The organism is Lysobacter antibioticus HS124, from assembly GCF_000336385.2.
GTDB lineage: Bacteria > Pseudomonadota > Gammaproteobacteria > Xanthomonadales > Xanthomonadaceae > Lysobacter > Lysobacter firmicutimachus.
In genome coordinates this window covers 20517-38440 of sequence record NZ_HG424443.1, presented here as the reverse complement: position 1 = coordinate 38440, position 17924 = coordinate 20517, and the positions used below count along the sequence as shown (strand labels likewise).

The window sequence follows — 17924 nt, the reverse complement described above, 5'->3', positions numbered from 1 at the left end:
CTGAGTCGCGCTTTTCCCCTGCGCGACTGTAAACGCCGCCCGATTCCGTGACTAGCCCGACGAGAGCATGCCCAGATAACGGTCCTTGAGGCGAACGTAATGTTGCGCGCTGTAGCGCAACTGTTCGATTTCGCGCTCGCTGAGCTTGCGCACGCAGCGCGCCGGATTGCCCAGCCACAGCTCGCCTTCGCCGACCGTCTTGCCCGGCGCGATCACCGCGCCGGCACCGACGAAACCGAAGCGCGACACGCGCGCGCCGTCGAGGATCTTGGCGCCCATGCCGATCAGGGCGAATTCCTCGATGGTGCAGGCATGGACGATCGCGGCATGGCCGATGGTCACGTCGTTGCCGATCACGGTCGGCAGGCCGCCGGGACGGGTGAACGGCCCCTCGTGGGTGACGTGGACGATGGTGCCGTCCTGGACATTAGTGCGGGCGCCGATCGAGATCGTGTTGACGTCGCCGCGCACCACGCAACCGGGCCAGATCGACACGTCGTCGCCCAGGTCGACCGCGCCGATCACGGTCGCGGCGGGGTCGACGTAGACGCGCTCACCGAGGTTGGGGAAGGCATCGAGGTAGGGGCGCAAGCTCATGCGCCCATTGTAGTCCGCGGCACCGGTTCTGGCTTGCTCGGGTCGGCCCGGTCGTCGCATGGTCCGCCCCCCGTCGGGCCGGGACCGGTGCGCGACCGGCGCGCGCAGATCGGCCGCCACGCCCCCCTCGCCTGGCCTCGCTCGCCCCACCGCGGTCACGCTCCACGGCCACGGACGCGACTACACTGCCGCGTATGGACATCCTCGCCGACACGCCCATCGCCGATCTGGCCGCGACCCGCGAACGCCTGCGCACCGCCTGGCAGGCGCGCAAGCCGGACTACGCCCAGCGCCGCGCCGACCTGATCCGCCTGCGCGACGCCTTCCGCGCCCGCAGCGCGGAGATGGACGCGGCCATCCGCGCCGACTTCGGCCATCGCTCCAGCCACGAGAACCTGCTGTCCGAAGCGATGATCGTGTTGGCCGAAATCGACCACGCCCTGGCCCAGCTGCGGCGCTGGATGAAGCCGCGCCGGGCCGCGGTCGGCTGGCGCTTCTGGCCGGCGCGGGCCGAGATCCGCCCCGAGCCGGTCGGCGTGGTCGGCATCCTGTCGCCGTGGAACTACCCGGTGAACCTGGCCCTGGTGCCGCTGGCCTCGGCCATCGCCGCCGGCAACCACGTCTATCTGAAGCCGTCCGAACACACCCCGCGCACGTCGCAGTTCCTGCGCGAGCTGCTCGCCGACGTCTTCCCCGACGACCGGGTCGCGGTCGCGCTGGGCGGCGCCGAACTCGGCGCGGCGTTCTCGGCCCTGCCCTTCGACCATCTGCTGTTCACCGGCTCGACCGCGGTCGGACGCAAGGTCATGGCCGCGGCGGCGCCGAACCTGACCCCGGTGACCCTGGAACTGGGCGGCAAGGCGCCGGCACTGGTGTGCCCGGATTACCCGATCGAGCGCGCCGCCGCGCGCATCGCCAGCGGCAAGTGGTTCAACGCCGGCCAGACCTGCATCGGCGTGGATTACGTGCTGGTCGACGCGTCGCGCCGCGACGAACTGGTCCAGGCCCTGCTGGCGCAACTGCGCGCGCGCTACGGCGCCGACCTGGGCGCCAGCCGCGACTACACCCGGATCATCAACGCCAGCCAGTACGCGCGGCTGGCCTCCTACCTCGACGACGCGCGTCAGCGCGGGTTGCAGGTGATCGAGCCCTTCGCCGATCCGGCGGCGCAGGCGCAGCGCCAGGCCGAGCGGCTGTTCCCGCCGGCGCTGGTGGTCGAACCCGACCCGCAGGCGCAGGTGATGCAGCACGAGATCTTCGGCCCGATCCTGCCGGTGATTTCCTACCGCAGCCTGGACGAGGCGATCGCGCGCATCAACGCGCTCGACCGGCCGCTGGCGCTGTATCCGTTCGGCCACGACCGCGCCCAGATCGACAAGATCCTGGCCCAAACCCTGGCCGGCGGCGTCACCGTCAACGACACCCTGCTGCATTTCGGCGCCCACGACCTGCCGTTCGGCGGCATCGGCCCGAGCGGCATCGGCGCCATCCACGGCCGCAACGGCTTCGACACCTTCAGCAAGCTGCTGCCGGTGTTCCACCAGCGCCGGCTCGCCGCCAGCGACCTGCTCAAGCCGCCGTACCGCGGCAAGATCGACGCGATGATCCGCTGGCTGGCGAAGTAGCGGACACGGCGGGCGCACCGCTTGTGCCGGCGATGCGATGATGATCGGCGCATCGCATCGCCCATCGAGAAGGAACTCGCCCATGACCCACGCCGCTCCCGCGTCGGACGCCGCGCCTTCCGCGCGCCGCGTCGGCCTGATCGCCTTCGCGGCCTGGCCGGCGATCGTCGCGGTCTGGATGAGTTGGCTGGCCTATCGCCTGCATCGCTCCGACGTGAGCGGGTGGGTGGCCTACGAGGGCAGCTGGGTCGCGGCCGCCGTGGCCGCGCTCGCTCCGCTGCCGTTGCTGGTCTGGGCCGGACGCGGCCGCCGCCTGGGCCCGGCCCTGCTCGGCTTGGCCCTGGGCGGCATCGCCGCGCTGGCCCTGGCCCTGCTCGGCCGCCAGGCGATCGTCGATCTGCGCGAACGCGACTTCCAGGCCAAGCAGGCGCGACTGGAGGCGTTCGCGGCGACCGTACGCGGCGGCGACCCGGCGCGCATCCGCGCCGGCCTGGCGACCCTGCCCGAACAGCCGACGCCGGCGCAGGCGCTGTGCGCGCTCAGCGGCGGCCCCAGCTACCGCTACGTGCGCTGGCTGTGGTTCGACGAACAGGCTTACGGACCGCGCCAGGACGGCGCGGAGCTGTTGACCGCCGCCGCAGCCGTGGTCGCCGGACCGGCCACCCGCGAAGCCAAGCAAAGCGCGCTGCGGGTGGTGTTGCGCGCACTGACCGAACACGAAACCGACGCCGCGCATTTCGCGCGATGGGCGCAGTTGTGGCGCGCAACCTTACCGACGGCGACGGCCGCGGCGCCGCTGCTGTTCGAAGACGACGCCGACCCGGAGCACTGCCGGATCGGCGACCCGGCCGAACGCGTGCTGCAGCAATGGCGCGGCCCGGGCCTGCAGGCCTGGCTCGACGCCGGTATCGGCTTCGGCCCCGGGCAGTCGCTGGCCGCCCTGCGCGCAGTGGAATCCAAGCAGCAACTCGCGCGCCTGCTGGACGCCGCGCCGGCGATCGCCGCGCAACTGCGCGAAGATCCGGTGCTGGGCGCGCGGGCGCTGTCGGCGCAGGCCGACGGGCTGTCCAAGCGCCTGGATCAGGCGCCGCAACCGGCAGCGCTGGCCGAGACCGTCGAGGCGCTGCGCGCCGCGGGCGCCGACCCGGCGGGCAACGGCGGCACGTGGACGCCCTGCGACCGCTTCCTCGACGACGAGCGCAACAGCGAGGCGGACGCGATCGGGACCGCCGAGCGCAACGCGGCGGCCGAACGCATCCGCGCCGCGCTGTGCCCGTCCGGCAAGCCGGCCGCGCCGGCGGCCGGGCGGGCCGACAGCGGCCGGCGCTGACGCTACACTGCCCCGCATGAAAATCGTCAGCTGGAACGTCAACTCGCTCAACGTGCGCTTGCCGCACCTGCAACAGTGGCTGGCCGGCTTCGCGCCGGACATCGTCGCGCTGCAGGAAACCAAGCTCGAAGACAACCGCTTCCCCGACACCGCCCTGGCCGAGGCCGGCTATCGCAGCGTGTTCGCCGGGCAGAAGACCTACAACGGCGTGGCCATCCTCTCGCGCGACAGCGCCGAGGACGTGCAGGTCGGCATCCCCGGTTTCGAGGACGAGCAAAAGCGCGTCATCGCCGCCACCGTCGGCGGCCTGCGCATCGTCAACCTGTACGTGGTCAACGGCCAGGACGTGGGCACCGAGAAGTACGCCTACAAGCTGCGCTGGCTCGATGCCGTGCACGCCTGGCTGCAGCAGGAACTGCAGCGCTACCCGGACATGATCGTGCTCGGCGACTTCAACATCGCCCCGGAAGCGCGCGACACCCACGACCCGGCGGTGTGGAACGACGACCACATCCTGACCTCGACCGCCGAACGCGACGCGCTGCGCCGCCTGTTCGCGCTCGGCCTGCACGACGGCTACCGCCTGCACAACCAAGACGAAGGCCAGTTCTCGTGGTGGGACTACCGCCAGGCCGGCTTCCGCCGCAACCTCGGCCTGCGCATCGACCTCAACCTGGTCTCCGACGCCCTGCGCGCCCGCTGCGTCGCCTCCGGCATCGACCGCGAACCGCGCACCTGGGACCGCCCCAGCGATCATGCGCCGGCGTGGGTGGCTTTGAGCGGGGATTAGGGATTCGGGATTGGTAAAAAGCCGGGATTAGAGCTTCGGGATTCGAAAGAGCGAGATCGCTCTTGCTTTGACGAATCTCTAATCCCCAATCCCCGCCGCAACGAAAAAGCCCGGCCGAAGCCGGGCTTTTTTCGTTGCGGCAACGCGGCGCGTCAGCGCACGCGACCGCGGCGGAACAGATTGACGATGGCCAGCAGCACCACCGCGCCGACCAGCGACAGCAACAGGCCCGAGAGGCTGAAAGCGCCGCTGTTGATGGTGCCCGAACCGATGCCGAGCACGCCGCCCAGCCAACCGCCGAGGAACGCGCCGACGATGCCGACGATGATGTTGAGGAAGATACCCTGCTGACCGTCGGTCCTCATGATCATGCTGGCGATCCAGCCGATGACACCGCCTACGACCAGCCAAATGATGATACCGAGCATGTGCGTTCTCCTAGCGATTCACGGGTGATGCGCGAGGCGGCGGCAGCGCCGCCGTCGTCCCTTTCAAAGGGGACGCTCGCAGTCTGAATCGCGCACCGTGATGGTTGCGTCAGAGCGATATCAGTGTCGCGTGAAGCACAGTAACCGCGAAAACAAGGTGTTTTCGCGTCGTGAAGATCGGTGCGCAGCCGTTCGCGAGGGCCGCGCGAACGGTCGGTTTCGGCCGACCTGCGGACGGGTTTCCGCCGCCCCGGGAGCGTCGGCGGCAACGAAGCGGCCGCGCGCCCGCGACTGGCTCGGCGATTTTGCGAACCGCGCTATTCGCGCCTCGACCTCGCCGGTCGGCGGCCGGTTGCGACCGTCGGTCGCGAAGTGCGCGCGGTGCAGGAAACGCACCCAATGATCCGCACTGAACGGCTATGTTCACCCGCTCATCCGCCACATGCGCCGCTCGAATCGAATCGGCGAAGCGACGGCCGGCCGCCGCATCGCTCAACCGGCGGCGTGCAGCATCGCTTCCAACGCGCTGCGCGGCAGCTTGCCGGTCTCGTTGCGCGGCAAGGCCGCGACCCGGCGCAGCGGACGCGGCAGGAACACCGGATCGATGCTTTGCCGCAGCGCCTGCAGGATCGTCGCTTCGTCCAGATCCGGAGCGACCACCAGAGCGGCGATGCGGCGCACGCCGAACGCGTCGGCGGCGTCGAGCTGGAACACCGCGCCGTCGCGCACGCCCTCGATCGCCAGCAGTTTGCGGGTGAGATCGCCGAGCGAGGCGCGCTTGCCGGCGATTTCCAACAGATCGGCGCTGCGCCCGCGCAGGACGAAGCGGCCGTCGGCGTCGACCTCCATCAGGTCGGCCAGCACCACCGGCTCGGGCAGGTGCGGCGCATGCACGGCGGTGCCGTCCGGCTGCGGCGACACGCGCACGCCGGGCAACGGCGTCCACGCGGTTTCGCGCGCGGTGCGGCGGCGCGCGAACACGCAGGTCTCGGTGGAACCGAACACCTCGCGCACTTCGCAGCGGTAACGCGCCTCGGCGGCGACGGCCAGCTCCACCGGCAAGGGCGCGGTGGCCGAGACCACCCCGGCCAGCGGCGGCAGGTCCACGCCGGACTCGACCAGCGCGCGCAGATGCACCGGCGTGGTCACCAGCAGCGGCGGCGTGGGCGCGTCGGCCAGCGCGCGGGCGACATCGTCGGGGAAGAACGGCCGGCCGGCGTGCACCGCGACCGGGCCGAGCAAGGGCAGCAGCACCGACATCTCCATGCCGTACATGTGCTGCGGCGGCACCGTGGCGACCACGCAGGTGGTGCCGTCCTCGCGCAGCAGGTCGTGCAGCGCGGCGAGGTTCTGCGCGGTGCTGGTACGGAACGCGCTCCAGGTCTTGGGATTGGGCTTGGGCTGGCCGGTGCTGCCGGAGGTGAAGCCGATCGCCAGCAGCGCCGAGGCATCGGCCTGCAGCGCCGGCGCGGCGTCGGCGCGCGCCAACTCGGCGTCGAGGCGGACGTAGCGCGGCGGCAAAGGGTCCAGGGCCAGATCGCCGAGGCAATAGCTGTCGGGATAGCGGCCGAGCACGTCGTCGATCACCGCCGGCGCGCGCGAGGAAGGCAGCAGGTTGACCTGCCCGCGCACCGCCACCGCGCACAGCGCGACCAGGAAGCGGTAGCGGTCTTCGCACAGGTTCACCGCATGGCGCGCCGCCGGCAGGCTCGCCGCGAGCGCGCGCACTTCGGCCTGGAAGCGGGCACGGTCGATCGCGCCGTCGCGGCCGAACGCGAGCGCGGAGGCCGCATCGCCGGCGACGAAAGCGAACGTCTGGCATTCGCGCGGCGCAGCGTCCTGGCTGAGCGCAACGAGGCTGGAATCGACGACGGCTGACATCCTGGTGTGGTTTCCCGCGGCCGCCGAGGCCGCTTCATGCGCTGCAACTTGCCCGGACCCGCCTGATCCTGCGCTGACGGCGCGTGTCGCGCGCCACGCCGGCCGGCTGAGTCCGTTCCCCGCATTTAGCTTACGCTGACCGGCCCGGCCGACGCCAAAGCACGCCGTTCATGTCCGTCTCCGCTCCCGCCGATGTCCATGCCGAAGCCGGTCCGCATGCGGTGCGTTGGACCTGGCTGGCGCATCGTCACGGCCAACCCGCCGAACCCGAAGCGCGGGCCTGGCTGGCCGGGCAGCTCGGCGACCCGGGCCTGAGCCTGAGCCGCGACGAGCGCCAGCGCCCGCACCTGAATCCGCCTCATCAGGGCTACGACTGCAACTGGAGCCACAGCGGCGAGCGCCTGCTGGTGGCGCTGGCGCGGCAGGCCCGGATCGGGGTCGACCTGGAACGGCTGCATCGCCGGCCGCGCGCGCTGGAGGTCGCGGCACGCTTCTTCAGCGTCGCCGAGGCCGACTGGCTGCGCGATCACCCCGACCGCGACCGCGCCTTCCTGCGCCTGTGGTGCGCCAAGGAGGCGGTGCTCAAGGCGCACGGCCACGGCCTGTCGTTCGGCCTGGAAAAGCTGCGCTTCGAGGACGGCGCCGGCGGACTGCGCCTGGTCGAGTGCGACCCGGCCCTGGGCGCGGCGCCGGACTGGACCCTGCGCGAGATCGAGCCGGCGCCCGGCTATCTGGGCGCGCTGGCCTGGCGCCCGCGTCCGGCCTGACCCCGGCCCGGGTTTCCGTCCGTCGCCGGGCATCGGCGATACTGTCGCCGATGACGACCCCCACCCCTCTGCCGCCCGGGCTGCGCAGCGAGCTCGAAGCCGGCCTGTCCGCGCTCGGCCTGGAACCGGCCCTGTCCGCGCCGCTGCTCGACTACCTGGCCCTGCTGGCGCGCTGGAACCGCACCTACAACCTGACCGCGGTCCGCGACCCGCAGGAGATGGTCGCCAAGCACCTGCTCGATTCGCTGGCCATGCACGCCTACGTCGACCCGCTGGCGCGCCGCGGCGGCGCCCTGGCCGACCTGGGCACCGGCCCCGGCCTGCCCGGTATCCCGCTGTCCATCGTCAAGCCCGGCCTGCGCGTGACCCTGGTCGAGAGCAACGGCAAGAAAGCCCGGTTCATGCGCGAGGCCCTGCGCCAGCTCGGCCTGAAGGACGCGCGTGTGGCCGAGTCGCGGATCGAGGCCTTCGCCGAACCCGGCGCCTACGACGCGATCACCGCCCGCGCCCTGGCCACGCTGCCGCTGATCCTCGAACTCGGCGGCCACCTGCTCAAGCCCGGCGGGGTGCTGCTGGCGATGAAGGGCGTGCGCCCCGACGACGAGATCGCCGCCCTGCCGCCGGCCTGGGAAGTGCGCGCGGTCGAGCCGATGCGCGTGCCCGGCCTGGCCGCCGAGCGCCACATGGTGGTGATCGGCCGCCGCGGCGAAGCCGCCGAAGCCGGCGCCGCGGCCGCGAACCCCGCAACCCGCCCTGGGGCATAATGCCCAGTCCGGCCGGCGCCGAGCGCCGGCCGTCTCCCGTCATCACACCGAATCAGCAGGGGACGAGCCGCATGGCCCGCATCATCGCCGTCGCCAATCAGAAAGGCGGGGTCGGCAAGACCACCACCGCGGTCAACCTGGCCGCCGCGCTGGCGCGCGCGCCCAAGCGCGTGCTGCTGGTCGACCTGGACCCGCAGGGCAACGCGACCATGGGCAGCGGCATCGACAAGCGCCAGCTCGAGGATTCGGTCTGCGACGTCCTGCTCGGCGAAGCCGAGGTCGGCAGCGCGATCGTGCGCGCCCCGGAAGAGTTCGACCTGCTGCCCGGCAACATCGACCTGACCGCGGCCGAGATCCGGCTGATGGCCGAGGACGAGCGCGAACAGCGGCTCAAGCGCGCGCTGGCGCCGCTGGCCGACCGCTACGACTTCATCATCATCGACTGCCCGCCGGCGCTGTCGCTGCTGACCTTGAACGCGCTGACCGCGGCCGATTCGATCATCGTGCCGATGCAGTGCGAGTACTACGCCCTGGAAGGCCTGAGCGCGCTGGTCGACACCATCGAGGCGCTCAAGGCCCGGCTCAACCCTTCACTCGAAATCGAAGGCGTGTTGCGCACCATGTTCGACGTGCGCAACAACCTCGCCAACGCGGTCTCGGCCGAACTGATCAATCACTTCGGCGACCGCGTGTTCCGGACCATCGTGCCGCGCAACGTGCGCCTGGCCGAAGCGCCCAGCCACGGCCAGAGCATCGTCGGCTACGACAAGGCCAGCCGCGGCGGCATCGCCTACATGGGCCTGGCCGGCGAGGTGCTGCGCCGTCAGCGCGAACGCGAGCAGGCCGCCAAGGCCGCCGCGCGCGCCGCCACCGCGGAGACCGTGGCATGACCGCCAAGAAGCGCGGCCTCGGCCGCGGCCTGGAAGCCCTGCTCGGCCCCAAGGCGGCTGCCGAAGCGCCGACCCTGGTCGAGGCCCAGCCCGGCGACCTGCTGCGCCACCTGCCGGTGGATTCGCTGAGCGCGGGCAAGTACCAGCCGCGCAAGCACTGGGACGAAGACAAGCTGGCCGAGCTGGCCGAGTCGATCAAGGCCCAGGGCGTGATCCAGCCGATCGTCGTGCGCGAGATCGGCGAACGCGGCGGCAGGACCTACGAAATCATCGCCGGCGAACGCCGCTGGCGCGCCTCGCGCCTGGCCGGGCTGAGCGAGATCCCGGTGGTGATCCGCGAAGTCGACGACCGCACCGTGGTCGCGATGGCGCTGATCGAGAACATCCAGCGCGAAGACCTCAACCCGCTGGAAGAGGCGCAGGCGCTGACCCGCCTGATCGACGAGTTCGACCTGACCCACGCTCAGGCCGCCGAGGCCGTGGGCCGCTCGCGCGCCGCGGTGTCCAACCTGCTGCGCCTGCTGGAACTGCCGGCCGAGATCCGGGTGCTGGTCGAGACCCGCGCCCTGGAGATGGGCCACGCCCGCGCCCTGCTGACCCTGGCCCCGCAGGCGGCGATCGCCCTGGCCCGCCAGGCCGCCGAGGCCGGCTGGTCGGTGCGCGACGTCGAACACCGGGTGCAGCAGCTCGCCGCCGGCAAGATCCCCACCGCCGGCAAGCCCAAGCCGGCCAAGGCCAAGCCGCAGGCCGACATCCTGACCCTGGAGCGCGAGCTGTCGGAATCGCTCAACGCCAAGGTCAACGTGCTCCACGGCCGCGGCGGCAAGGGCCGCCTGGTGATCCACTACACCGACCTGGACTCGCTGGAAGGCGTGCTGGAAAAGCTGCGCGGCAAGGTCGAGGCCTGAACCCGTACCGCTACCGGGTCAGCCTGCGACTGCGGCATCCCGACGCCGACCTGGGCCCCTGGACCGAAGGTCTCGAGCTCGATCCAGCCATCTGTCGGCACAGCCGCGCCGGCGATCTTCGCGCGACCCCGAACGGCCGGGCCCTGCCCGGGGCCTACCGCGAATCGAGCTGGAGCGCCGACCTCACGGCGGGGCCGCAGCCCTGCTACTCGCGACGGCAGCCCCTGGAAGAATTCCTGGCCGGATGGCTGCGGCGGCTTTCGTTGCATGCCGAGGCCTTGCGGGCCTTGCGCGAGGAAGGCGGCCGCGCCGGGTTCTTCATTGGCTTGTTCTGCGACGACGATTGCGGCCTGGAACTGGAGCCCGACCTGCTGGCCGCGGCGGCTCGGCTCGGGATCGGCCTGGACCTGGCTTTCTATCCTGGGCACCCGCACGAAGACCGCGCAGCCGCCGTCGACTGAGCCGGGCCCCGCGCCTGGGTCCCGGCCGCTTTTCTTGTGACCCCGACGCCGGAACCGCCGGCGTTATCCACTAAACTGGCGTCTCCGCATTCGCCGCCCGCCCAGCCCGACTCCTCCGGCCGGGCTTTGCGCGTCGCCGCTGCGGCCCGAACCCGACACCGAGAAGGAGATGCACATGAAATGGATGGCCGCCGCCGCACTGATGCTGGCACCGGTCCTGGCCTGGGCGCAGTCGAACGGGACCTGCCCCGAGCTCAACGATGCAAGTCTGAAATGGGGCCAGCGCCAGGGCGCCAACTACACCATCTGCTACCTCGAACTGCCGTCCAGCCTCGGCACCGGCACCGGCCTGGGCGTGTACCTGGGCCAGCGCAGCTTCAAGCCGGCCAAGAAGGCGCGCGCCGAGAAGGGCACGGTCGGCAGCCAGGCGGTGATCTGGCACAAGAAGGCCACCGTCGGCAACGCCCGCCCCTACTCGCGCGAGACGGTGATCTCCCTGCCGGGCGAGAAGCCCAAGAGCAAGGTCAAGGTCTACGTCTGGATCGACGCCGCCAGCCAGGAGCAGCTGGACGAGGCCTTCGGCCTGGCGCGGCAGATCTCGGCGCAGTAAATCGCCCGCCGCACTGCGGCAATCGGCAGTGAACTGCGCTTCAGGCGCCCGCGGCCAAGCTGCCGCGGGCGCAGCGACACGGCTCCGACGCCGCTTCGCTCAATCTGCAAACCGTCCCTCCCCATTCTCGCCGCAGCTTCCATGACCATCCTCGTCACCGGCGCAGCCGGCTTCATCGGCGCCAACGTCTGCCGCGCGCTGCGCGCCCAGGGCCGCGCCGTCGTCGGCCTGGACAATTACAACGACTACTACGACCCGCAGCTCAAGCGCGACCGCGTCGCCGCGCTGTGCCCGGACGTGGATATCCGCGCGCTCGACCTCGGCGACCGCGACGGCCTGGCCGCGCTGTTCGACGAGGTCCGTCCCGAGCGGGTGATCCACCTCGCCGCCCAGGCCGGGGTGCGCTATTCGCTGAGCCATCCGCACGCCTACGTCGACAGCAACCTGGTCGGCTTCGTCAACCTGCTCGAGCTGTGCCGGCACCGCGGCGTGCAGCACCTGGCCTATGCCAGCTCGTCCTCGGTGTACGGCGATTCGGCCGTGCCGCCGTTCTCGGAAGACCAGCGCATCGACAAACCGCGCTCGCTGTACGCGGCGACCAAGGCCGCCAACGAGCTGATGGCCTACACCTACGCCCAGCTGTACGGCCTGCGCGCCACCGGCCTGCGCTTCTTCACCGTCTACGGCCCCTGGGGCCGGCCGGACATGGCGCCGCTGCTGTTCTCGCGCGCGGTCCTGGCCGGACGCCCGATCGAGGTGTTCAACCACGGCAAGATGCGCCGCGACTTCACCTTCATCGACGACATCGTCGCCGGCGTGCTCGGCGCGCTCGACCACCCGCCGGCCGAGACCCCGCCGCACCGGGTGTTCAACCTCGGCAACCACACCCCGGTCGAGCTGGAGCATTTCATCGGCGTAATCGAAGCCGCGGCCGGCAAGCCGGCGCAGAAGGTGTACAAGCCGATGCAGCCCGGCGACATGGTCGAGACCATGGCCGACACCGCCCGCGCCCACGCTGCGTTCGGTTTCGAGCCGGCGACCGCGATCGAACGCGGCCTGCCGCTTGTGGTCGAATGGTGCCGGACCTATTTCGGCGAGAATGCCTGAACCCGCGGTCCGGCCCCGTTTGCGGAAGGATCCGCCGGCCGGACCGCCTCACGGCGCGGCAACGTACCGCGCCGGTACGATTCGCCCCTCTCTCGCGGGAGCGGGCGGCCCATAAGAAAGGCCCGCGGCGGCCGCGGTTCCCGTTGCAGTAGACGGCCCCGGCCCCGAGCGCCCAACGCGAGTTTCCGAGCCATGACCCAATCGCCCCAGCTGTCCGTCGTCGTTCCGGTGTTCAACGAGCAGGACAACGTCGCGCCGTTGATCCAGGAGATCACCACCGCCCTGCGCGGCCGCGCGCCTTCCGACGGCGGCGACTTCGAGATCGTCTACATCGACGACCATTCGCGCGACGGCACCCTGGCCGCGCTGCAGGCCCTGAAGGCCGGCGTGCCCGAGCTGCGGGTGCTGCACCACGTGACCCAGAGCGGGCAGAGCACCGCGGTGCGCACCGGGGTCAAGGCCGCGCGCGGCGCCTGGATCGCGACCCTCGACGGCGACGGCCAGAACGATCCGGCCGACATCCCCAAGCTGCTGGCCAAGCGCGCCGAATCGGCGCCGGAGGTGAAGCTGTTCGCCGGCTGGCGGGTCAACCGCCAGGACTCGGGCAGCAAGCGCTGGGCCTCGAAGTGGGCCAATGCGATCCGCCGCCGCATGCTGCGCGACGACACCCCCGACACCGGCTGCGGCATCAAGCTGTTCGAGCGCGCCGCCTTTCTCGACCTGCCCTACTTCGACCACATGCACCGCTACCTGCCGGCGCTGATGCAGCGCGCCGGCTGGAAGACCCTGAGCGTGCCGGTCAACCATCGCCCGCGCGGCGCCGGCGTATCCAAGTACAACAATCTCAACCGCGCCCTGGTCGGCATCGCCGACCTGCGCGGGGTGGCCTGGCTGATCCGCCGCGGCAAGGTCACCGCGGTGGTCGAACGCTGAAGGCGCCGCCATGGACTTCATGAATTCGCCGATCGAATGGCTGGCCTGGACCGGCCTGCACATGTCGCCGTGGAAGCTGATCGGCCTGGTCGGCGCGCTGATGTTCGGCGGCCGCTGGCTGGTCCAGTTCGTCGCCAGCAAGCGCATGGGCAAGCCGGTGATCCCGCGCCTGTTCTGGTACATGAGCCTGGTCGGCAGCGCCATGACCCTGAGCTACTTCCTGTTCTCGCAGAAGCAGGACTCGGTCGGGGTGATCCAGAACCTGTTCCCGGCCTTCACCGCCGCCTACAGCCTGTACCTGGACATCAAGCACCGCGGTTGGCACCGCGACAAGGCCAGCCACTGAGGCCTCGGCTACCTGCGCGGGTGCGACGCGCCCTTGTAGGAGCGGCGTGAGCCGCAACCACCCGCAACAGGACTGAGGCCACCGCTTTAGCCCCGAAGATCGGACGTGGCAGGCCGTGGACGATCCGGCCGCGGAGACCGCGCTGCCGACCACCGCTGCGGCGGCCGCGGCTCACGCCGCTCCTAGCGGCGGGGAGGGCGCTTCATCTCATGGATTCACGCGACCGCAGGGCATTTCGGCCGGCGACCCGCCAAGTGCTTGTCCGGATAGGGATTTGCCTGCATAATGCGCGGCTCGCTGCGTCCGGCCCGTTCCCAGGAACGACCGGGCGGTCCGGAAACGCGATTCCGGGCCGCCACGTGCAGCGCGGATTCCTGCCCGAATCGCGTGGCGCAAGCATCTTTCGATGCCGGTGCCGGGGCCGCCGCCTCCCTGGCTAAGGGAAGCACAGACTCCTTTCGAGGTGCGTAATGTCCCGCGTATGCCAAGTAACGGGCAAGCGAACGACGACTGGCAACAACGTCTCGCATGCCATGAACAAGACCCGCCGCCGTTTCCTCCCCAACCTGCACGAGCGCCGCTTCTGGGTCGCCAGTGAGAACCGTTGGGTGAAGCTGCGCGTTTCCGCCAATGCCCTGCGCACCATCGACAAGAACGGCATCGACGCCGTCCTCGCCGAGCTCCGCGCTCGCGGCGAAAAGATCTGAGGAGGACTGAACCATGGCTTCCAAGCGCGACAAGATCCGCCTGATCTCGACGGCCAACACCGGTCATTTCTACACGACCGACAAGAACAAGAAGAACACCCCGAACAAGATGGAGGTCAAGAAGTACGACCCCGTCGTTCGCAAGCACGTGATCTACAAGGAAGGCAAGATCAAGTGAGGCCATGGCGCGTTCGCGCCCAGCGCGAACGCCGCTGCCATCGCCTCATTCCCGCGAGAGCGGGAATCCAGAGCCTTCGGAAAGAACCCGCCCTCGTGGCGGGTTTTTTCTTTTCGGGATTCGGGATTGGAGAGAGGATCGAGGCCCCGAAGCCGCGCCTGGATAGCACTCCGGCCTCCCGGCGTCGCGGGAACGGCGACGGGCGGACTCGGCGCCACCTCTCCAAACCGCCATGTCCGCGCAGGCGGGCATCCAAAGGCTTCAGCGCCATACCCGGATAAAGCCCCGCGGGTTCATGCCGAAGTAAAGCGACGCCCACTTCCGCGGAGACGACGTTCAATCGGATGCGTCGCGGTTTTCCCCGTCCCGGCACCCGATAAAAAACCGGTATCCACCGCCACCGGCGCCATGAGTCGACGCCGCGAGGCCGCGCGGTCCGCGGCCTCGCGACCGGCCCCGGATCAAGGCACCACGTTGCCGAAGAACGACTTCACCTGCGGCCAGATCAATTGCATCTTCACCCCTCGGTTGGGCGCCTGCAGGTTGCAGCTGCCGCCGAAGTGGTGCAGCGCCACCGCCTTGTGCGAAGAGCGCGCCAACACCGGCGAACCGGAATTGCCGCCCTCGGTGTCGCAGTAGTAACCGGCATCGGTATCGGTGCCGTAGCCGTCCGCATCGGCATCGATGATCTTGCAACGGCCCCCGCCGTCGCGATCGCTGACCACCGACAGCTCTTTCATGCGCGTCGCCGGATGGCCGCTGATGTACATCTCTTCGCCGACCACCGGCTTGCGCACGTCCAGGCTGAGATAGCCGAAGCCGGAGATGGCGGCAGCGTTCTTCACCGTCAGCAGGGTGTAGTCCAGGGTTTGGTCGGTCTTGAGCATCTGGTCGCCGGCGACCTTGGTCACCGCGCCGCTGGCGGTGCCGGCGCAGGTGGTGGCCTGGTAGTTGAACCAGTACTCGGACGCGGCCACATCCGCGGCGCTGTCGAGGCAGTGGTTGTTGGTGAAGACGCGATTGCCCGCGCCGACGCGCCAGGCGGTGCACCATTTGGTGCCGTTGAGCAGGATCAATGCGACCGGCTTGGAGCGCGCGACCGCCGTCGCATCGGTGGCGGCGTAGCAGGCCACCGGGCGGCTGTCCTTGGCCCCGCAGATCGACTTCGACGATGCATCGCCGCCGAGCAGGCCGGCCTCGCCCAACTCGCCCATCAGCGGCTGCGGAAAGCCTTCGTCGTAACGGCTGATGCGCACGCCGTGATGCGGCGCCCACGGTTCGGTCGGCGTTCCGACCAGGCGCAGCACCGCGGTGTCGCCGGCGACCGACATCGCGCCGAAACGGGTCTTGCCGTCTTCGCCCAGGCTCGCATCGACGGTGTGCCGGCCCAGGTCGCCTTGGCTATAACGGTACACCTCGCGGCGTTGCGGGTCCGACACTTCCAGGGTCACGCCGGCGGGCAAAGCGAAGTGCTCGAAATGCACCTTGATGTAGGCCGCGTCCGCAGCGCGGATCTGCACCGGCTTGGACCAGGCCGACTTCGACAGGCCCTGTTGCGGCCCCAGACTGAGGGAGATGGCACGGGTTTCGCCGGCGCGCAGCGGCGCCGGGCGCTCGGCGGCGAACGCCGATGCGGTGGACAGGCAGGCGCTCACCAACAGGCCGAGCGTACACAACGGCAGGTTTGCGATGGACATATCGTCTCCTTGATGACGACCCGGCGCTCACTGCGCGACGTCGATCGTCGCGCATGCGCCGGGCACGAGCTTGCACAGCGACGGCGCCGCACAGGCGCGCCGGGCGCGGCCGATTGCGCGCATAAACGTGAACCGCATCAGATTCGGTCGGCCGATGTCCGGAACTTGAACGCACCGCGCAACGCGGGTGTGCGCATCGGCTGAACGTGCGGCGCCGTCGCGGAGCGCAGCAGCCCTAGATCGTCGCCGCGCCGCAGGCCAGCGGCTTTCCGCAACCGCGGCACCGATCGCGCGCGGACGCCCCGGAACGCCGTCGTGCGCACGGCTCCGGCGCCGATATCGGCGCCGGAGCCGCACGTCGCTCAGCCGCGTCGCATCAGGGAATCACGCCGCCGAAGTAGGTCGACACCTGCGGCCAGATCAGCGAGATCTTCGCGCCGGAGTTGAAGCAGCCGCCGAAGTGGTGCAGCGCCAGCACCTTGCCGCTGGAGCGCGCGATCACCGGCGAGCCCGAGCTGCCGCCTTCAGTATCGCAGTAATAGCCCACGTCGCTGTTGGGCGCATTGCCGGTGACGCTGGGCGCATCGGCGCGGCACTTGCCGCCGCTGTTCTGGGTGTCGGCGATGCTGAGCTCCTTCATCCGCCCGCCCGGATGACCGGCGATGAAGAGGCCTTCGTTGGCCACCGCCGCGCGCGGGTCCAGGCCGAGATAGCCGAAGCCGGAGATGCTGGCGAAGTTCTTCACCGTGAACAGCGTGTAGTCCAGCGTGGTGTTGGTCTTGAGCATCTGGTCGCCGGCGACCTTGGTCACCGTCGCCTGCGCACCGGTGCAGGTGCTGCGCTGGTAGTTGAACCAGAATTCGGCGCCGGCCACGCCGGCGGCGGTGCTGATGCAATGGTTGTTGGTGAACATGCGGTTCTGCGCGCCCACCCGCCAGGCGGTGCACAGGCTGCCGCCGCTCATGACCGCGCGCGCCACCGGCTTGGAGCGGGCGTAGGCGAACGGGTCGCTGGTGACGTAGCAGGCCGCCGCCTGCTTGTTGTCGGTGCCGCAGATCGACTTGCCGCCGGCGTCGGTGCTCAGCAAGCCTTCGTTCTGCAGCTCCGGCAGCATGTCTTCCGGATAGCCTTCCAGATAGCGCGACACCTTGATTCCGTGATCGGCACGCCACGGCTCGCGCGCGGCGCCGACCAGACGCAGCACCGCGACCGGGCCGGAGATCGACATCGCCGAGAAGCGGGTCTTGCCGTCTTCGCCCAGATCGGCGGCGACGGTGTGGCCGTCGCGGCGGTCGGCGCTGTAGCGATACACCTCGCGCCCGTCCGGGCTGGCGACTTCCAGGGTCACTCCGGCCGGCAGCGAGAAGTGTTCGAAATGCACCTTGATGAAGGATGCATCGGGGGTGCGGATCTCCACCGCCTTGGCGCCCGCATCGACACCGGCGCGGCCCACGCGGCCGGGCTGCGCGCCCAACTGCAGGTCGACCGCGCGCACGTCGGCGATCTTGAGCGGCGCGGGCGCGGTCTGCGCCGCGGCGGGCAGCGCCAGGCCCAAGGCCGCGGCGAGCACCGCGGGAGCCAGCGACTTGGCAGCGAGCAACTTGGAAACGGGCGGGTTCTGCAGTCCGTGGTTCATTCGCGAATCCTCCTGTGGCGTGGTGGCGCGAAGGCAACAGGGAAGCGTGCGGACGCGCGCCGGTCCGCCGCGCCGGCAACGGGCGGCGGACAGGCGTGGCGGTTGCTGCGCCGGGGGTGACTGGGATGGCGCACGGCCTGGCCCGGCCGTGCGCGGGCGACCTTGGCAAATGCGGACGCGGCAAACCGTGATCGCGGTAGGCTCCGCGGCGCGGGAGCGCGGACGCAGCGCGGAACCTTGATAGACGGCTCAACCCGACTGTGGCGAGG

Annotated in this window: 19 protein-coding genes; 14 read left to right on the top strand and 5 right to left on the bottom strand. The window is 70.4% G+C overall.

The genetic code is table 11. The features are described 5' to 3' along the window. Positions 1–51: 51 nt before the first annotated feature. Complete coding sequence (locus tag TX83_RS00875; protein ID WP_064746024.1) at positions 52–597, bottom strand: gamma carbonic anhydrase family protein; 546 nt, start codon at positions 595–597, stop codon at positions 52–54. Between the two features lie 194 nt (positions 598–791). On the opposite strand from TX83_RS00875, the gene TX83_RS00870 reads away from it, so the two are divergent. The 3 genes from TX83_RS00870 (at position 792) to xth (ending at position 4342) form a co-directional block, all read left to right on the top strand. After that, the gene (locus TX83_RS00870) at positions 792–2222 is read left to right on the top strand and encodes a coniferyl aldehyde dehydrogenase (RefSeq protein WP_064746023.1); all 1431 of its coding nucleotides are present in this window, start codon (positions 792–794) and stop codon (positions 2220–2222) included. Positions 2223–2304: 82 nt separating this feature from the next. Next, entirely contained in the window at positions 2305–3552 is a 1248-nt protein-coding gene (locus TX83_RS00865) for a hypothetical protein (protein ID WP_064746022.1), read from the top strand. A gap of 16 nt (positions 3553–3568) precedes the next feature. Then, positions 3569–4342: an exodeoxyribonuclease III gene (gene xth, locus TX83_RS00860; protein WP_064746021.1), complete on the top strand. Its 774-nt coding sequence runs from the start codon at positions 3569–3571 to the stop codon at positions 4340–4342. A gap of 152 nt (positions 4343–4494) precedes the next feature. Here xth and TX83_RS00855 read toward each other — a convergent pair whose 3' ends face one another. Continuing rightward, entirely contained in the window at positions 4495–4770 is a 276-nt protein-coding gene (locus tag TX83_RS00855; RefSeq protein WP_064746020.1) for a GlsB/YeaQ/YmgE family stress response membrane protein, read from the bottom strand. 492 nt (positions 4771–5262) lie between these two features. Beyond that, positions 5263–6651, bottom strand: coding sequence for an AMP-binding protein (locus tag TX83_RS00850; protein WP_079247969.1), 1389 nt, complete (start codon positions 6649–6651; stop codon positions 5263–5265). A 170-nt stretch (positions 6652–6821) separates the two neighbouring features. Here TX83_RS00850 and TX83_RS00845 point away from each other — a divergent pair, with 170 nt between their 5' ends. From TX83_RS00845 to rpmG, 11 genes are all read left to right on the top strand, one after another. Then, positions 6822–7418 (top strand): 4'-phosphopantetheinyl transferase family protein, encoded by a 597-nt coding sequence (locus TX83_RS00845; protein WP_064746019.1) that lies wholly within the window; start codon positions 6822–6824, stop codon positions 7416–7418. Between the two features lie 50 nt (positions 7419–7468). Next, complete coding sequence (gene rsmG / locus TX83_RS00840; RefSeq protein WP_064746018.1) at positions 7469–8182, top strand: 16S rRNA (guanine(527)-N(7))-methyltransferase RsmG; 714 nt, start codon at positions 7469–7471, stop codon at positions 8180–8182. 71 nt (positions 8183–8253) lie between these two features. Then, positions 8254–9072: a ParA family protein gene (locus TX83_RS00835; RefSeq protein ID WP_064746017.1), complete on the top strand. Its 819-nt coding sequence runs from the start codon at positions 8254–8256 to the stop codon at positions 9070–9072. Further along, positions 9069–9980, top strand: a complete 912-nt coding sequence (locus TX83_RS00830) for a ParB/RepB/Spo0J family partition protein (RefSeq protein ID WP_064746016.1) — start codon at positions 9069–9071, stop codon at positions 9978–9980. The genes TX83_RS00835 and TX83_RS00830 overlap by 4 nt, the downstream gene beginning before the upstream one ends. Positions 9981–10243: 263 nt before the next feature. Further along, positions 10244–10441: a hypothetical protein gene (locus tag TX83_RS00825; RefSeq protein WP_064746015.1), complete on the top strand. Its 198-nt coding sequence runs from the start codon at positions 10244–10246 to the stop codon at positions 10439–10441. A 175-nt stretch (positions 10442–10616) separates the two neighbouring features. Continuing rightward, complete coding sequence (locus tag TX83_RS00820) at positions 10617–11051, top strand: hypothetical protein (protein ID WP_064746014.1); 435 nt, start codon at positions 10617–10619, stop codon at positions 11049–11051. A 141-nt stretch (positions 11052–11192) separates the two neighbouring features. Beyond that, a complete protein-coding gene (locus tag TX83_RS00815) occupies positions 11193–12158 on the top strand; it encodes an NAD-dependent epimerase/dehydratase family protein (RefSeq protein WP_064746013.1) in 966 nt (321 codons plus the stop codon). Between the two features lie 192 nt (positions 12159–12350). Next, positions 12351–13091: a glycosyltransferase family 2 protein gene (locus TX83_RS00810; protein ID WP_064746012.1), complete on the top strand. Its 741-nt coding sequence runs from the start codon at positions 12351–12353 to the stop codon at positions 13089–13091. A 10-nt stretch (positions 13092–13101) separates the two neighbouring features. Then, on the top strand, positions 13102–13437 hold the full coding sequence (locus TX83_RS00805) for a lipid-A-disaccharide synthase N-terminal domain-containing protein (RefSeq protein ID WP_064746011.1): 336 nt from the start codon (positions 13102–13104) through the stop codon (positions 13435–13437). Positions 13438–13907: 470 nt separating this feature from the next. Continuing rightward, the gene (rpmB, locus tag TX83_RS00800) at positions 13908–14144 is read left to right on the top strand and encodes a 50S ribosomal protein L28 (protein ID WP_064746010.1); all 237 of its coding nucleotides are present in this window, start codon (positions 13908–13910) and stop codon (positions 14142–14144) included. Positions 14145–14157: 13 nt separating this feature from the next. After that, positions 14158–14322 carry a 50S ribosomal protein L33 gene (gene rpmG / locus TX83_RS00795; RefSeq protein WP_064746009.1) on the top strand — a complete coding sequence of 55 codons (165 nt, stop codon included), beginning with the start codon at positions 14158–14160 and terminating at the stop codon, positions 14320–14322. A 461-nt stretch (positions 14323–14783) separates the two neighbouring features. Here rpmG and TX83_RS00790 read toward each other — a convergent pair whose 3' ends face one another. Together TX83_RS00790 and TX83_RS00785 are read right to left on the bottom strand one after the other, a co-directional pair. Then, positions 14784–16019 carry a trypsin-like serine peptidase gene (locus tag TX83_RS00790; RefSeq protein WP_064746008.1) on the bottom strand — a complete coding sequence of 412 codons (1236 nt, stop codon included), beginning with the start codon at positions 16017–16019 and terminating at the stop codon, positions 14784–14786. Positions 16020–16395: 376 nt separating this feature from the next. Next, complete coding sequence (locus TX83_RS00785; RefSeq protein WP_064746007.1) at positions 16396–17655, bottom strand: trypsin-like serine peptidase; 1260 nt, start codon at positions 17653–17655, stop codon at positions 16396–16398. Between the last annotated feature and the right edge of the window lie 269 nt (positions 17656–17924).

Bases quoted from the DNA above. Each gene is read 5' to 3' on its own strand.
- TX83_RS00875 (WP_064746024.1), bottom strand. From the start codon at position 597: ATGAGCTTGCGCCCCTACCTCGATGCCTTCCCCAACCTCGGTGAGCGC.
- TX83_RS00870 (WP_064746023.1), top strand. From the start codon at position 792: ATGGACATCCTCGCCGACACGCCCATCGCCGATCTGGCCGCGACCCGC.
- TX83_RS00865 (WP_064746022.1), top strand. From the start codon at position 2,305: ATGACCCACGCCGCTCCCGCGTCGGACGCCGCGCCTTCCGCGCGCCGC.
- xth (WP_064746021.1), top strand. From the start codon at position 3,569: ATGAAAATCGTCAGCTGGAACGTCAACTCGCTCAACGTGCGCTTGCCG.
- TX83_RS00855 (WP_064746020.1), bottom strand. From the start codon at position 4,770: ATGCTCGGTATCATCATTTGGCTGGTCGTAGGCGGTGTCATCGGCTGG.
- TX83_RS00850 (WP_079247969.1), bottom strand. From the start codon at position 6,651: ATGTCAGCCGTCGTCGATTCCAGCCTCGTTGCGCTCAGCCAGGACGCT.
- TX83_RS00845 (WP_064746019.1), top strand. From the start codon at position 6,822: ATGTCCGTCTCCGCTCCCGCCGATGTCCATGCCGAAGCCGGTCCGCAT.
- rsmG (WP_064746018.1), top strand. From the start codon at position 7,469: ATGACGACCCCCACCCCTCTGCCGCCCGGGCTGCGCAGCGAGCTCGAA.
- TX83_RS00835 (WP_064746017.1), top strand. From the start codon at position 8,254: ATGGCCCGCATCATCGCCGTCGCCAATCAGAAAGGCGGGGTCGGCAAG.
- TX83_RS00830 (WP_064746016.1), top strand. From the start codon at position 9,069: ATGACCGCCAAGAAGCGCGGCCTCGGCCGCGGCCTGGAAGCCCTGCTC.
- TX83_RS00820 (WP_064746014.1), top strand. From the start codon at position 10,617: ATGAAATGGATGGCCGCCGCCGCACTGATGCTGGCACCGGTCCTGGCC.
- TX83_RS00815 (WP_064746013.1), top strand. From the start codon at position 11,193: ATGACCATCCTCGTCACCGGCGCAGCCGGCTTCATCGGCGCCAACGTC.
- TX83_RS00810 (WP_064746012.1), top strand. From the start codon at position 12,351: ATGACCCAATCGCCCCAGCTGTCCGTCGTCGTTCCGGTGTTCAACGAG.
- TX83_RS00805 (WP_064746011.1), top strand. From the start codon at position 13,102: ATGGACTTCATGAATTCGCCGATCGAATGGCTGGCCTGGACCGGCCTG.
- rpmB (WP_064746010.1), top strand. From the start codon at position 13,908: ATGTCCCGCGTATGCCAAGTAACGGGCAAGCGAACGACGACTGGCAAC.
- rpmG (WP_064746009.1), top strand. From the start codon at position 14,158: ATGGCTTCCAAGCGCGACAAGATCCGCCTGATCTCGACGGCCAACACC.
- TX83_RS00790 (WP_064746008.1), bottom strand. From the start codon at position 16,019: ATGTCCATCGCAAACCTGCCGTTGTGTACGCTCGGCCTGTTGGTGAGC.
- TX83_RS00785 (WP_064746007.1), bottom strand. From the start codon at position 17,655: ATGAACCACGGACTGCAGAACCCGCCCGTTTCCAAGTTGCTCGCTGCC.